The sequence below is a fragment of the Hahella sp. CCB-MM4 genome, from assembly GCF_002260525.1.
Taxonomy (GTDB): domain Bacteria; phylum Pseudomonadota; class Gammaproteobacteria; order Pseudomonadales; family Oleiphilaceae; genus Hahella.
Genome location: NZ_MRYI01000012.1, coordinates 187,137 through 201,754 on the forward strand (window position 1 = coordinate 187,137; position 14,618 = coordinate 201,754).

General features: G+C 47.6%; 19 protein-coding genes. 14 read left to right on the top strand and 5 right to left on the bottom strand.

The genetic code is table 11. The features are described from left to right. Position 1: 1 nt before the first annotated feature. The 10 genes from BTA51_RS19530 (at position 2) to BTA51_RS19575 (ending at position 8,660) form a co-directional block, all read left to right on the top strand. On the top strand, positions 2–709 hold the full coding sequence (locus BTA51_RS19530) for an ABC transporter ATP-binding protein (protein ID WP_094710324.1): 708 nt from the start codon (positions 2–4) through the stop codon (positions 707–709). Beyond that, entirely contained in the window at positions 609–3,218 is a 2,610-nt protein-coding gene (locus BTA51_RS19535) for an ADOP family duplicated permease (RefSeq protein ID WP_094710326.1), read from the top strand. Before BTA51_RS19530 ends, BTA51_RS19535 begins: the two co-directional genes overlap by 101 nt. 61 nt (positions 3,219–3,279) lie before the next feature. After that, positions 3,280–4,701: a sigma-54 dependent transcriptional regulator gene (locus BTA51_RS19540; protein WP_094710328.1), complete on the top strand. Its 1,422-nt coding sequence runs from the start codon at positions 3,280–3,282 to the stop codon at positions 4,699–4,701. A gap of 8 nt (positions 4,702–4,709) precedes the next feature. Then, a complete protein-coding gene (locus BTA51_RS19545; RefSeq protein ID WP_094710330.1) occupies positions 4,710–6,035 on the top strand; it encodes a PAS domain-containing sensor histidine kinase in 1,326 nt (441 codons plus the stop codon). Between the two features lie 105 nt (positions 6,036–6,140). After that, complete coding sequence (locus tag BTA51_RS19550) at positions 6,141–6,647, top strand: type VI secretion system amidase effector protein Tae4 (protein ID WP_094710332.1); 507 nt, start codon at positions 6,141–6,143, stop codon at positions 6,645–6,647. Between the two features lie 10 nt (positions 6,648–6,657). Further along, positions 6,658–6,864 (top strand): hypothetical protein, encoded by a 207-nt coding sequence (locus tag BTA51_RS19555; RefSeq protein WP_094710334.1) that lies wholly within the window; start codon positions 6,658–6,660, stop codon positions 6,862–6,864. A 161-nt stretch (positions 6,865–7,025) separates the two neighbouring features. Then, positions 7,026–7,469 carry a hypothetical protein gene (locus tag BTA51_RS19560; RefSeq protein ID WP_168188222.1) on the top strand — a complete coding sequence of 148 codons (444 nt, stop codon included), beginning with the start codon at positions 7,026–7,028 and terminating at the stop codon, positions 7,467–7,469. Positions 7,470–7,496: 27 nt separating this feature from the next. After that, positions 7,497–7,685, top strand: coding sequence for a hypothetical protein (locus BTA51_RS19565; protein WP_141215637.1), 189 nt, complete (start codon positions 7,497–7,499; stop codon positions 7,683–7,685). A gap of 44 nt (positions 7,686–7,729) precedes the next feature. Further along, complete coding sequence (locus BTA51_RS19570; protein ID WP_094710340.1) at positions 7,730–8,203, top strand: hypothetical protein; 474 nt, start codon at positions 7,730–7,732, stop codon at positions 8,201–8,203. 43 nt (positions 8,204–8,246) lie between these two features. After that, positions 8,247–8,660: a HEPN domain-containing protein gene (locus BTA51_RS19575; RefSeq protein ID WP_141215638.1), complete on the top strand. Its 414-nt coding sequence runs from the start codon at positions 8,247–8,249 to the stop codon at positions 8,658–8,660. 79 nt (positions 8,661–8,739) lie between these two features. Here BTA51_RS19575 and BTA51_RS19580 read toward each other — a convergent pair whose 3' ends face one another. Next, a complete protein-coding gene (locus BTA51_RS19580; RefSeq protein WP_094710344.1) occupies positions 8,740–9,354 on the bottom strand; it encodes a hypothetical protein in 615 nt (204 codons plus the stop codon). Positions 9,355–9,356: 2 nt separating this feature from the next. After that, complete coding sequence (locus tag BTA51_RS30925) at positions 9,357–9,863, bottom strand: AHH domain-containing protein (protein ID WP_094710346.1); 507 nt, start codon at positions 9,861–9,863, stop codon at positions 9,357–9,359. 355 nt (positions 9,864–10,218) lie between these two features. Between BTA51_RS30925 and BTA51_RS19590 the strand changes: the two genes are divergently transcribed. Next, on the top strand, positions 10,219–10,767 hold the full coding sequence (locus BTA51_RS19590) for a TetR/AcrR family transcriptional regulator (protein ID WP_168188223.1): 549 nt from the start codon (positions 10,219–10,221) through the stop codon (positions 10,765–10,767). Positions 10,768–10,817: 50 nt separating this feature from the next. After that, positions 10,818–11,645, top strand: coding sequence for an SDR family oxidoreductase (locus tag BTA51_RS19595; protein ID WP_094710350.1), 828 nt, complete (start codon positions 10,818–10,820; stop codon positions 11,643–11,645). Positions 11,646–11,763: 118 nt separating this feature from the next. Here BTA51_RS19595 and BTA51_RS19600 read toward each other — a convergent pair whose 3' ends face one another. The 3 genes from BTA51_RS19600 to BTA51_RS19610 form a co-directional block, all read right to left on the bottom strand. Beyond that, positions 11,764–12,036, bottom strand: coding sequence for a hypothetical protein (locus tag BTA51_RS19600; protein WP_141215639.1), 273 nt, complete (start codon positions 12,034–12,036; stop codon positions 11,764–11,766). Positions 12,037–12,111: 75 nt separating this feature from the next. Beyond that, positions 12,112–12,600, bottom strand: coding sequence for a hypothetical protein (locus BTA51_RS19605; RefSeq protein WP_094710354.1), 489 nt, complete (start codon positions 12,598–12,600; stop codon positions 12,112–12,114). Positions 12,601–12,812: 212 nt separating this feature from the next. Next, entirely contained in the window at positions 12,813–13,160 is a 348-nt protein-coding gene (locus BTA51_RS19610) for a hypothetical protein (protein ID WP_094710356.1), read from the bottom strand. Positions 13,161–13,433: 273 nt separating this feature from the next. On the opposite strand from BTA51_RS19610, the gene BTA51_RS19615 reads away from it, so the two are divergent. Both BTA51_RS19615 and BTA51_RS19620 read left to right on the top strand, forming a co-directional pair. Beyond that, on the top strand, positions 13,434–13,832 hold the full coding sequence (locus BTA51_RS19615) for a hypothetical protein (protein WP_094710358.1): 399 nt from the start codon (positions 13,434–13,436) through the stop codon (positions 13,830–13,832). A 259-nt stretch (positions 13,833–14,091) separates the two neighbouring features. Further along, positions 14,092–14,427 carry a hypothetical protein gene (locus tag BTA51_RS19620; RefSeq protein ID WP_094710360.1) on the top strand — a complete coding sequence of 112 codons (336 nt, stop codon included), beginning with the start codon at positions 14,092–14,094 and terminating at the stop codon, positions 14,425–14,427. Positions 14,428–14,618 lie beyond the last annotated feature (191 nt).

Consider the following 14,618-nt stretch of genomic DNA (forward strand, 5'->3'; position numbering starts at 1 on the left):
TATGTCTGCCATCGTGGAGCTCGACGGAGTCAGCAAAATCTTTCACACCGAGGACCTGGAAACCCATGCCCTGAGCAATATCAGTTTTAGCATTGCCAAGGGTGAGTATGTGGCCATTGCCGGTCCGTCAGGATGTGGAAAGTCCACACTGTTGTCCATTCTAGGCCTGCTGGACAATCCCAGTCGGGGGCGGTGTCTGATCAACGGTATGGAAACCAGCAGCTTGAATACCAAAAAGCGTGCAGCAATCCGTAACCGGGAAATCGGGTTTGTATTTCAGTCATTCAATCTGATCAGTGATTTAACGGTTGAGGAGAATGTGATGCTGCCTCTGACATACCGTAAGGGGCTCAGCGGGAGTGATATGCGGCAGAGAGTCCATAACGCCCTTGATCAGGTGGATATCGTGCATCGCGGTCAGCATTATCCTGCCCAGCTATCCGGTGGACAGCAGCAACGGGTGGCGGTAGCTCGGGCCATCGTTGGAGAGCCGTCGTTGATACTGGCGGATGAGCCCACAGGAAATCTGGATTCGAAGAATGCAGAAGCGGTGATGGCATTGCTGGAAAGGCTTCACCAGAACGGCGCAACGATCTGCATGGTGACCCATGACCCCCGTTCTGCCGCCAGAGCCTCCCGCCGGATTGAGTTATTTGACGGCCGGTTGCTGGATGATCGATCCATCCAAGCCGCCGATCTTGTCGCCTGATGTCCGGGAGGGAATGGAAATGACCTGGATATTCGATCTGAAATACGCACTGAGGCTGCTGCTGAAGCGTCCTGGAGCCGCTCTTTTTACCGTAGCTATCATGGCCTGTGGGCTTGGGCTATGCATTTACATGTATTCCGTGATTAACGGGCTGATGCTGAAACCTCTGCCTTTTCAGGACGGAGAGCGGATGCTGATGGTCAGCCCCAGCATTAACGGTGTTCGCCTGGGGGATTCCCCCGTCAGCTATATGGATTACCTGGATATCAGGGACCGTAGCCGGCGTCTGGAGGATGTGGGCTATTTCTATGGGGAAGTGGCCAACCTCAGTGTTGACGGTCAGGTGGCCCGTTATATGGCAATACGGTCAGAAGCGGACCTGTTTGATTTTACTCATACCCAACCGGTGATCGGACGGCTGTTCAATTCCAGTGAAACAGGGGAAGGGGCTAATCCGGTAGTGGTGATCGGATACCAGTTATGGCAGACCTATTTCGGTGGTGCACAGGATGTGTTGTCCCGAAGTGTATTGATTAATGGAGTCAGTACACGGGTGATCGGTGTCATGCCCGAAGGCTATGCTTTTCCAATGAACCATCCCCTATGGCTGCCAAGTGACCTGGAACCGACGAAAATTACCGAGGAAAATGCCCCTGAAGTATTTGTATTTGCCAAGCGGGCGGGCGGTTTCAGTATTGCCGATGTGGATATCGAACTGACACAAATTATGTCCCTGCGGGAGCAGCGTTTCCCTGAGTCCAATGCCGGTCGCTCCGCCTTTGCCATTACGTTTATGGATAGCTTTCTGGGAGAGGATTCGAAACCCGTTTTCCTGGTGATGCTGGTCGCGGTGGGCTGTGTGTTGCTGTTGGCCTGCTGTAATGTCAGCAACCTGTTGCTGGTCAGGGCATCAGAACGAGCGAAAGAAACTGCTGTTCGGGCAGCGTTGGGAGCGCCGACCCTGCGCCTCATGATGCAAATGATGTGGGAAAGTTTGATTCTATGTTTTGCAGGAGGTCTGGTGGGGCTTCTGTTGGCAGGGTGGGGATTGTCCGTGACCAATGATGTGATTGTCAGCTTTGTCCCGGATAAGCCACCTTTCTGGTGGCAGCTTGGACTGGAAGTTGATGTCCTGGTCAAAGCCATGGGGTTGGTGCTGGTGACCGCGTTACTGACCGGGCTGTTGCCCGCCTGGAAAATCGCCGGTGGCGATATCAATCAAATACTGCGAGACGGTACCCGAGGGGCTCAGAGCCGTCGTAGCGGTCGTATCAGTCGTGGGCTGGTGGTGTTCGAAGTGGCACTATCCTGTGCCGTTCTTGCCATTGGGATTTTGCTGTCTCTGGTGGTTTATCAGGCAACGAAGATTGACTATGGCGTGGAATACAAAGATGTATACAGCGCGAAAGTGAACCTTCCTGAGGCGAGCTATTCCACACTAGAGGAGCGTCAGACGTTTTATCGTCGGTTAACGGACGAGCTGCGCCAGATGCCCGGTGTCAGTGCCGCCGGAATCATGAGTCGCCTGCCGGCTGAGTACACTCCTGCGAGAAAAGTACTGATAGAGGGAGGTGATCGGGTTCAATCCGAACAGTATCTGCTGCCGCAGGCGAATGATGTGGTTGTCTATCCCGGCACGTTGGAGGCTTTGGGCGTCAGGCCTGAGCAGGGGCGTATGCTATCGATGTCGGATACATTGTCCGGAAGTGAGTTTGAAACAGAGAGCGAGTCCGAAGCCGGAGATGAGTCCGAAACGGGAAGTCAGGATTCGGGCAGAGTCGCCGTTGTGTCGCGGTCCTTTGTGGATCGTTACTGGCCTGGCGAGACTAACGTGATTGGTAAGCGCCTTCGCTGGGCTGAGGATGATCAATGGTATCGGGTCATCGGAGTGGTGCCTCATGTCATACATGGTCGACCGTTCGGTCCCGGCAAACGTATGCCTACGGTATATCGCTCCCTACTACAGGCACCGGTCTCGCAGATTTCGGTGATTGCTACCCATACCGGAACTGCCTACCATCAGCAGATAGAGCAAGCGGTATCGGGCCTGGATGCGTCGCTGCCTGTGTATCTGTCGAAGCCGTTGAGCAATATTGTCCATCGTAATACCGCCGGGCTGACGTTTATTTCGGTCCTGTTTAACCTGTTCGGTCTGGCGGCAATATTGTTGGCCGGTAGCGGCATATACGGTGTCATGTCCAGAACAACTGCCCAACGGTATCAGGAGATTGGGGTACGTAGGGCTTTGGGTGCATCCAATGCCGGGGTGATGATCATGATACTGAAGCAGGGATGGTGGCAGCTTGGCATCGGTCTTGCGATGGGGATACCGGTTGCGGCGGTTGTTGGTCCCAAGCTGGTGCTGGTTCTGGGCCATAACCCGATCAGTATCTGGTGGTTGCTGGCGCTGACATCGGTGTTTATTGCGGCCATTGTGTCGCTGGCAACGCTGGTCCCGGCCCGCAAAGCGGTGAACATCTGCCCTATGGACGCCTTGCGGGAACAATAGTGCACTGGTGGCCAATCATTCATTTTTAAATAACAGCTAAATCCTGTGGAAAGTAAATCCTATGGAAAGACAGTACCGGGTCCTGGTGGCCGATGATGATGAAAGTATATTGAGCACCTTGCGGCTATTGCTGAAGGTCAATCAATACGAAGTGTCAGTGGCCGCTCGCCCGTTAGAGGTTATTCAACAAATCGAAAAGACAGACCCGGACATTGCTCTGATTGACCTGAATTACGAGCTGGATACGACCTCTGGAAGGGAAGGGCTGGCGCTGTTGGAAAACATTCGTCAGCTGGCTCCGGACATGCCCGTCGTGGTGATGACCGGCTGGGGGACCATCGATCTGGCGGTGGCTGCGATGAAAGCCGGAGCAGCGGACTTTATCCAGAAACCCTGGGACAACACCCGGCTGCTACACACACTTCAGACCCAGATCCAGTTAGCGGAAGGACGCCAGAAACAGAACCGTTTGCAGCAGCAGAATTCGTTGTTGCTGCAGGAGCTGAACCCCTGCGAAGACAATCGTATTGTGGCGGAGTCTCACGGCATGAAACAGCTGCTGGAAATGATTACACAGGTGGCCTCCAGCGATGCGAGCATCCTTCTGACCGGGGAGAACGGCACCGGTAAGAGCATGTTGGCCAACTTTATCCATCAGCATTCCGAACGCCGGGAGGAAAGCTTTGTCTCCGTCAATATGGGATGTATCACGGATACTCTTTTTGAGAGTGAGATGTTTGGCCACGTGAAGGGGGCTTTCACTGATGCCCGGCAAAACCGTATCGGCCGCTTTGAGCTGGCCGACCGGGGGACTCTGTTCCTGGATGAAATCGCCAATACGCCAATCAATCAACAGGCGAAACTACTGCGGGTGCTGGAAGAAAAGCAGATGGAAAAGGTCGGTGCCAGTAAAACCCAAAGCGTAGATGTCCGGATCATTGCCGCGACCAATGCGGATCTGAATGAGGTGATTGAACAGGGAGGTTTTCGCAGAGATTTGTATTATCGGCTAAATACTTTTGAGTTCCGGGTGCCGGCCTTACGGGAACGGGTTGAGGATATTGGGCCCTTGTCCAAACGATTGCTGGATGATCTTGCATTGAAATATAGGAAGAACGCGCTGACGATTGAAGCCGAAGGTTTGGATCTGCTTCAGCGCTACACCTGGCCCGGAAACGTTCGGGAACTCAGCCATGTCCTGGAGAGAGCGCTACTGCTCAGCAGGAGTGATCGCCTGGATGGGGCTCTGGTGAAACAGGTATTACCGGGCATTGCTGAATTTGCGGATCATCCGGCCGCCTCCTCCGCACCGTTGAGTGTCAATCATAATGTCCATCAAACCCTTGAGGATCTGGAACAGAACATTCTGCAGCAGCGCCTGACACACTTCGACGGCAATGCCAGTCAGGCAGCTGACTCCCTGGGGTTGAGCCGCAGTGCCTTCTACCGGCGACTGGGCAAAGGGCAGCACAAGGATGATTGATTACCCGGATGAATAACCGCTCGCTGGAATCTACACAACGCCGACTCTTGCTGGCAGCCTCCATTCCCGGTGTGGTCATGTTGCTGACCATCATGATTCGGGAAGCCTACTCAGGATATCTGGTTGCGCTGGTCGCTTTGCTGTTTACAGCTTTGATCGGCTATTGTGCTTTGACGATATCCCGCAGACTGAATTATCAGTTGGACACATTGACCAACTTGGTAGAGGCAATGGCCAACGATGATTTCAGCATGCGGGGAAAACGGTTCGGAAAAGATGACGCCCTCAACCATCTGATCGATATTATCAACGGCCTGTCTGAGTCCATGAATCAGCAACGGCTTGAGGTCAGACAACAGCAGTATTTGTTAAGCAAAGTCATCAACAATATCGATGTTGGAATTATTGCGTTTGATGCAAAGGAACAGTTGTCCTTTATCAATAACACTGCCGCCAGACTGTTGGATATCGACCTGGCAGAATCGCAAGGGTGGTCTTCGAAGAGATTGACTTTGAATGAACTGTCCATCGAATCAATTCTTTCCTGTCCGCAAAACGGTGTCATTGAGTGGCAGTTTCCCACGCGTAGTGGAAAATTCCAGATCCGGCAGGAAAGGTACTTCGAAAACGGTCAGCCCCAATTTCTGTTGTTCATCACAGATGTCAGCCAATTACTGCGGGGAGAAGAGTACAAAGCCTGGCAGAACCTATTGAGAGTGGTCAGCCATGAGATCAATAACACGCTGACACCGATAGCTTCTCTCAGTCAGGTCTTGCGGCAATTACTGCCGGTCGAGCCGGAGTTCCGTGATGTGGACGACGGCCTGAAAATTATTGAAGAGCGGGCCGGCAATCTGAAAACGTTTGTTGAGAGCTACCGCAAACTGACCACATTGCCAAATGCCGACAAACAGATCCTGGATGTTGCCGAGATCATAAAAAAACTGCTTCCCCTATTTGAGCACCGACAGATCGAGCTAGTCTCTTCCAAGCCAGCAGTGTTACCTATTGATCCAGTTCTGATGGAGCAACTGCTTATCAATGTGCTGAAAAATGCCGATGAGGCCATGCCAGAAGATCTGGGAGCCATTGCCATATCCTGGCAATTCAGAAACCAATACCTGATCATTGAAATCACCGACGAAGGCCCCGGCATTTCCAACCCGGATAATCTGTTTGTTCCCTTTTACACCACCAAACCCCACGGCACAGGCATTGGCCTGACTCTCTGTCGTCAGATTGCTGAAGCTCATGATGGCTATTTCGTATTGGAAAATCGAACGGATGGGAAAGGTGGGAGAGTAAGGATTACGTTGCCTGGGAGGGAGCGTTAAAAAAACAGATAATCCAATTAAAAAATTGACGGGAAAAGCTAGTAGAAGTCGCTTCTATCCTTTGGACCATTTTTTTAATCTGCATAGTATAAGGAACTATCTAGGATGACAGTATCGTTTAGTACTCTGTGGGACAACTTCCCTGAAGATCCAATTATTCATAAAGATCCAAAAACCGGAAAGGATATTTTTGATAACCATTGTGCAATAAATTTAAGTCAATGCTTGAATAACAGTGGTATTCAGATAAAAGCTTTTGCTGGAACTCTATGCTGGAGTTGCCCTAGCGGTCGAATTCATATTATCCGTGCTGAAGAAATGGCTGCTTGGTTAAAACTAAAGCCTTTTATTGGCTGCCCTGCTTGGGAAACATACACTGGTTCGAATTTTGTCGAGAAACTAGACGGGCGAACTGGAATTATTTATCTAGCTGATTATTGGAGACGTGGATCTTCAGAAAGTAGCCGTACTGGAGATCATATTGACTTGTGGAATGGAACTCGAATGACAGATCTTTCAAGTTACTTTAGGGCTCAATGGGGACTGTCATGGGATGGTTACTTGAGTGATTATCGAAAGGCAAAAAAAGTAATTTTTTGGCCAATTAGTTAAGGAAGAGATTATGAAGAGTTATATCTTTGCATTAGTAGGTGCGACGATTTTTGGCCTTTTGTTTGGTGGTTTGATGTTGGGAATTGAATCAACTGTAGGCTTTCCAGTGACAACTGGTGAAGATCAAATGGCCGGGCGGTTTGTGGTGCTGGTCGTAGGCTATACCCTTTTTGTTGCCTCAGGATCATTTATTGGAGCGAGGCTCGGTGGACGATAAGTACCTAATCAAGTTGAGTAGTGGTGATTAATATATCTATGTCTGAAACAAAGCCCACTGCACACTTTTGATCAAGACCTTGATGCTGTAGTGATGACGAGCGTCGGCAAGAGATGCCTGTCGGGCATAGTCAGAGTGTTTAGAGTATTGGTTACTGAACAATGAAATGTAGTGTATGTAGTCAGGAGTTGCGGTGGTGGCAGGTCGTGTCCCCGACGCGTTGTAAATCATGTGGCGCCTATCTGGAAATTGTCAGGCAGAAGGCGACCAAAAAAGAGTCTCTGTTTACCGGCGTGATATACGCCTACAGTGCTCTTTGGGTGATAGGCAAAGGGATCTACCCGGAACTTAACCAATTTGTGGTGTTCATGGTTGGTCTATTAATCCTCATGTTCGTCGGCAAGAAAGCCTTTGGCATCAGTTTATTTGCTACACGGAATGACACCACCAGAGAAACAACCAAGGAAAAATACGAGTATTTCCAAGTCAGCCCAAAAAGATTTCTCTTGTTATTTGTTGGTATCTCAGGTGGCCTGATAGGTCTGTATTTTCTTGTTAAGCTGGGGTTGTATTATTCACCGGTTGGGCAAAGTTCTGTCCATTAGTTTCATATGGCGGAAGGAGTTTTCGAGTTGATTTTATTCTCCATTGGCGTTGTGATGATGGCCGGAGGCATCTTGTCCTTTATATTCCCTGATAATCTGGATATATCGCCATTGCTGGCCGTTGTCATGGTCGTGTTTGGAGCCATATTGATCTATCGCCGTAGGGAATACATACCGGGTTTCATCCTAAGTGGATTTATAGGAGATGATGAGTAACTCGGGGCGCAGATTAATAACTTATTTCTACTAGGAGTCTTCATATGGAATATGAGGGTTACCTGACAAGAGAAGAAATTCTGGAAAGGGTTGAAATAGCATTTCCTTTTGTAGATCGCCCGTCGTGTAAAGAGTTATTCGTCTTCGACAAAGACGATATTATGAGGAAGATTATAGAGTCGGGAATCTCCAAGTATGTCGAACCTGAATTGGCATATGAAGGTGTATTGGTTCTCTACGATGAGTTTTCTACCATTAGTCAGAAGGCGGTTCAGTGGATGTTTCCATCTTTCTTAAGATTTATCCTGAAAAAAACCGATCTATCCGGAAACTTTCATTGGTATCTGCCGACCTATTTTGAAAACCTCGATCTTGTAACTGAGAATTCTGCCTACAACTTTTCGTGGCTTTCAAGAGAACAGATTTCAGTATTGCTTTGTGTATTGGAATATTTGTCCGAAGAATATGGGGATTTAACTGCAGAGGCTCAAGAAAGGCTGCGGGACCTTGGGCGATAGTTGTTTGAATATTTGATCATAGCCTCATCTTAGGGGAGTAACGTTGAATATACAGCAGGCTAAGAACTCCTCCCGAAGCTTCCATTTGGCCTTTCTGCGAGCGATGGAACCTCGTTCAGCGAGCCAGGATAAAATAGAAATGCTGGTGGTGCCAGGTATTGTTTGTGCTGCGTTTTCTATTGAACTAGGGGTCAAAGCCTTGCTGATGGAGGGGAAAAAGGAAGCTAGAGGGCATGAGCTGTACGAACTCTTTAGCAGATTAGCTCCAGCTGAACAGGCCGAGCTTATCGAAATGGTTGGTGCTACCAATGATGATTTTGTCAGAGAGCTTAAATCTGTCGCGAATGCATTTGTTAAGTGGCGTTATGTGTACGAGGCTGGAGAATCGGTTTCGGCTAACTTAGATTTCTTGAGGCAGTTGTCAGAAGCAGTACAGTGTCAGCTATTGCTTAAATAATCTGTGTCAACGCATGGGCGTACTGTCACTCTACAAGGGTGTTCTGAAGATCCGCCTTCACTGGATCGCTATATCTTTTTTAGCTCAGCTTTGAGATTGTATTTTGGTCTTCAGGATAGATATTTGCGAGGTCCGAAGTAATATACAGCCCTTTGAGCTGGTCCCTTTCTATCGCCTCCTTAACAACTTCCTGACAGTATATTGATTGGTACCCGTTTAACTTTGTACGGAAAACTTTCCAGTCGCCTAAACGGTCCACATTGAAGGAAAGATGACTGAAGTAACCCCAATCGTTCTTTTTCGATAGGTTTTTGTCGACAGCGTCGACGTCGTCCGCAACTCTCATAGGTACGAAGATATAACCTCTACCCAACTCATAATTGACAGGCAGGAACTCGCCGTCATGAGCAATAAGAGGGTTTAACGTCTCGTATGATTTTGCGCTAAGGAATAATCTCCCCTGAAGAACCGCAATATCCGGGATTTCAAAGTCCTTTTGTTCTTTCCGCTCCTTCGGAAATGACACTTTCAAAGGCTCAGCAATTACACCCTTGTATGAAATAGGCGCAGTTCTTATATCAATCCGATACTTAATGTTCTCTTGTGTCGTCTCCCCCAAAATTTCTAAGATCTGCTTGGAGTCGAACACTGGATGTAAGTACTTATTCGTGTCGAGAATTAAGGTATATAACACTGTTAACGTCCTGTTTGGGGCATAACATTTGGTGGAACATTTCCACTTTGAAGCATGGTACGTACCATTCGAAGGGCATGTATAAGCTCGTCTGCAGTAGTGATCATATCAGCGTTAATAACCTGATTTAACCACTCATAATATTTACTATGGTGAATGCGTCGGTGAGGTACCGCGTTTCTCAGATGATTTGGCATAAGCAGTCTATCCTTCCAATCCTTAGGCAGCCAGCAACCATTGTGAGGATCATCAATACGCATTCCCAACCATGCCAATACGCCTCTCACGAGAACAGCCTCTGAGTGAGCTCCGGAAACTATCGCATGGCAGTCACAATGTTTGGAAGGTCGCGGTTCACCAGCCCGCCTCATGTTTCGAGCAAGCCTGTCATAGAGAGGACCTAAAGTTTTTAGGCGTTGGAAGTCCGCGATGGTTGGCTTAACTTTTTGTGCGAAGTCTATAAGTAAGCGTTCAACGCTAGTTTGATTAGGGTTGATAAAGGGAATCATTCACTTAATCCATGTGAGGAAGGGAAATGCAAGGCTACGATTATGATGGCTGACAAGGCTGTGTAAATAGACCATCAGGCATAATTATTACAGTGCTCTTTAATAGGGGAATCGGGTTGGTAATATTGTCTAACAACCACGGAAAGACCGGGATTGATCTGTTTTTTCAAATGTCCACGCCTTCGCATCACAGGTATTCGGAAGCTAGACCCTTAATCTTTTTCGGCCCCGTTGTTAATGAAAGAAAGGTGTCCATTCACACCGCAAATCAAAGTACACAATTTGTACATTTTCGTTGTAACCGAAAAAATATTCGTTTATAGTGGCCGCCATGAAACCAAAAGATGAGAGAAAAATGAATGCCGTCATAGCCGCTACCTGCCGCCTGGCAGCAGAGCGCGGACTGTTCGGCCTGACGCTATCTGAGATTGCCAAGGCTGCAGGCATAGGCACGAGCACGCTTTATGTGTATTTCAGCGATAAAGAGATGCTGTTCAATGAGGTGTATCGTCGCGCCAAGCGTGAGGCGCTGGATTTCTACAGCACCGGCATTGATAGCAGTCTTCCGTTAAAAGCACGTATACGTAACGTGTGGAACAAAATGCTTGATCATCGCCTGCATCGCTTTGACCAGGTTACCTTTATGGAACAATTTGTCGGCTCGACTTTCATGACTGATGAGAGCCGTGCCTACGTTGATAGGCACAGTGATGGTCTGTTGCAGATTGTGATTGATGGACAGAAAGAGGAGATCCTGAAAGTGGTTCCGGTTCCGTTCATTAGTTCCTATTTCTTCGGTTCGATTCGAGAGACCGCGCGCCTTATCCGCGCAGGGCAAATTATCGACACTGAAGAATCCCGAGAGATAGCCTTCCAGCTTTGCTGGGACGGCATACGATCCTGAGTATTTTTTTAACTTATAACCGAATATATATTCGGTAAAGGAGAAATGTTATGACATCTGAAACTTCCCCCGTTGTTTTGATCACGGGTGCATCCAGTGGAATCGGTCATGCGGCTGCCACCCTTTTTGCGGAACGTGGCTGGAATGTTGTGGCTACCATGCGTAATCCGAGCGATGGTGAGGTGCTGGCCCAGAATCCTCTCATCAAAGTACTTCCGCTTGACGTGACTGACGATGCCTCAGTAGCGGCTGCGGTGGCGGAGACGCTAAGTCAGTTCGGACGTATAGATGTGCTTATCAATAACGCTGGCTATGGACTGTTTGGTCCCTTTGAAACCGCCAGTGATGAACAGATCCAGCGCCAATTTGCGACCAACGTTGACGGTATCTTCGCTGTAACCCGCGCGGTGCTTCCCACTATGCGAAACCAGGGCAGCGGTACTATCGTCAATGTTGCATCCCTGGGCGGAATCATTGCCCTCCCTTTCTTCTCTCTCTATAACGCGACCAAGTTTGCTGTCATTGGCTTCACTGAGTCTTTGTCATACGAGCTGGCGCCGTTCGGTATTCGTGCCAAAATCATTGCTCCTGGAGGTGTGGCTACTGACTTTGCAGGCCGATCCATGGCACGTACTTTCGAAGGCGGGGAGAACGCTTATAGCGACACTCTAAGCAAAGCACTGACAGCAATGGGCGAACGTCGTGGAAACTATTCAACCCCAGAGTCGGTCGCTGAAGTGATCTACACGGCAGCGACTGACGGAACCGGCAAAGTCATGTATCTCGCCGGACCAGACGCTGAACAGGGCTTTGCATTGCATCGTAGCCTGTCGGAAGAAAAGAGAATGGAGATGGTACGGCAGCACGCGGGCCTATGAGAGTTACTGTTAGGTGTCAGTGAGGCATGAAACCTATTCAGATGATTTGTATCAACGAATAGGTTTCTATTCAAGAAGGCAATGCCTGCATCGCTCTGCTGCATGCGTATACTGCAGTTCAATCTCCGTTGAGCTGATGCCATGGGATATCGTTAACATTAGCTGCATGCTTTCTTCTTTTTCTCAGCCACCAGTATCCGCCTCCAAAAGAGACACTAAGAATAAAAAGGGTTGCTATAACGATTATGTTGAACATTTGCTTCTCAGGATTTTCCGGAGAAAGGTCAGCATTGATTAACGATGAGACCAACAGAATCCCAAAAAATAAAGCCATACCAAAGAGAAATCTTTGAACAGCTGAGAGCATCATATTCTTGTGTATAGTTTGCAAAAACTCACCTATAGATCTGACTAATTACTTAATAATATTGAAGATATTTGAGTAGAACGTTGCTGTAAAGACCATTCAGTAATGAGCCCATATTTGCATTAATTTACAGCCCAATATCCTTGATAATTGCGAGACATCACCGTCAGACAATGAACCAGCTATACCCGGATTTAAAACAGACAGTTCAAACCTAGCAAAACCGGCTGGCCAATTAAATATTAGATCGGTTGCTTTAACTTCACTGTTACAACAAGGCATCTTTATGCCACTGTTTTCTAATGTCTCATTTTCTATTTGCACGCCAATTTGGTCGAAGACTTTTTGGCAATCAGTTTTACCGGCAAGGTCAATATTGTCTCGAAGCACTGCCTTGCATGTGGGGCAGATTATCTCTTCGAAATTTTGCCCTTGATCAATGAAGGTAAGGTGTGAATAAACTTCTAGCCTCACTTTCTCTCCATGAGGAGTCAGTTTTTCTAAACAGGCAATAGCATCATGATATGTAGACTCGTCTGGAACGAATTGTGAATCCGTAGGAATTAGCTTTAGGTAGTTGTCTGACATCCTTTCTAACTCTTAATTTGTCATGACAGATTATTCAAAAGAGAAAATCTTGAAAGCTTTCTAACATACTACCACTGACAATAATTCTCCAGCTTTGGTGGGGCCTGTGAAAGCTAGTTGGTATCGATTGATATACTTGAGATTCAGGCGGGGAACTGCAACTACATCGTGTATTGAGACCGTCAGACTATAAGAACGACCAGATTCATCATTTAGCCATCGTCCTCATCCTCCATGCAATCCATTGCTTCGGAGGAAATGCCACAGGCGTAAAAAATACCTCCGCTTTCCAAAGCCTGGGAGGCGACTTCGATGATTTCCCGATTGTCCTGGGTGGGATCACTGAAGTTCTTGGGGTCGTATTGTTCGCACTTGGTGGCGTCCAACAGTGCCATGTGCTGCTCACGCAGGTAGTGTTCGAATCGCTCGAGGGCTTCTTTCATGCTAGTGGCCGGCACTACGCCGATACCCTGCATGAACTCGGAGCCGTCCATATTCATGGGAGATTGGGGGCTCATTGAGGCTTTGTGATAGATCAGCCAGACAGATATCAGTTCCATGGATTTCCTCCTTAGTATTTGATGATTGGAACGTCCAATCGCAAAGAATCTTGCCAATACTACTAGAGTTGCACAAAGCGGCTTTTGAAGCCATCCAGCGGCTCTGTCCTACGCAGTTCCTGAGAGGGTAGGTTGATTGCGATGTTCAGTGGCAAGTCCTTCGCTACACAGTTTTACATCACTGCACTGATGTAGCGTCATTGGCGGTGGAATTCCGTCAAATAATAAGAGAATATCCGGGGTCAGGCCTAATAAGATGTCGCGGGGACAAGCATGAAACGAATATCTGTTGCTGTATTAATCTTCATTAGTACTTATGTTTTTGCTGATTTTAAGTGCCAGGTGAAAGAATCAATGACCTTATCTGATACTGGGGTTATGGATAGGACAAGTAATGTCGCCAAAATAAACAATGGTAAAGAGTTCACAGTTAATAGGTCTACTGGAATCATTACTGGAGGAGGTTTCACTAATAATATGTCTGGTACTTCTCCAAGGGTTTTAGATGTTTATGAACCAAGCGAAAATTCTTATAAAGCTATCACTATTTATGAACCCAACTATACCGTCGACTATCTTGAGATAAAGGAATATGTGAAAGGTGACAAAAAACCATTTATCTTCAAAGGAGCATGGGGAAGCATTATTACTGGCGTATGTTCTTATTACTGAAAAAACTGGCCTAACAAAACGCTTAAAGGAGCCAAATGAACAGTGCCGGGCCTAATAAGATGATTCGCCTCCATTGGGTTTGGTCACCTTCATCCTATATTTAGGATGGGAGGCGAGTCACCTTATTAGGCTTGACCCCTAAGATGTCCCAGATGATGTTTCCAACCTAACTACCCATACCTGCCTATCCCATAGTTCAGATGACACCTGTAGTCTGCAAATATAAAATGACCGCCCCATACGTTCAGGATGAATAACTATGGAAACACAAAGTTGTTGGCTGATTTATCACAAAGCCAGAATGGGTGAGCGATCGTCGATGAATATGGACGGTTCCACATATGGATATGGGATTGCCGTTGTTCCAGAGAAAGATTTAAAAAAAGCCTTAGATCGCTTCGAAGCCGAACTGAAGTCAGACTTTATGGATCTTATTGAGATTCATAAATGTGTCCACTATGGAATTGAGCCTTTCAAATACGAGTCTGAACTCGTGGACTCTCTTGATAGATCTGCGCAAATTGCCACAAGTCGAGATGCTGTTTACGTACTTGGAATAGGAAACGAGTCGTTCCCAGAAGCAGAGGATGCATGATGGCCATATATTTGAGTCAGGTCTTACATCCCACAAAAAATAAGTCAAATTTACGGCATGACCCGAGACTGTAATTTAATTTGTGTATCTGCCTATCACTAGTACCCTATTACAGGGTTAAGGATAGGTAGACAATGAACCGGAAAGAATTAGAAGCATTTGCCCGTGAGGCAGCCAAATCTCTAAAGACA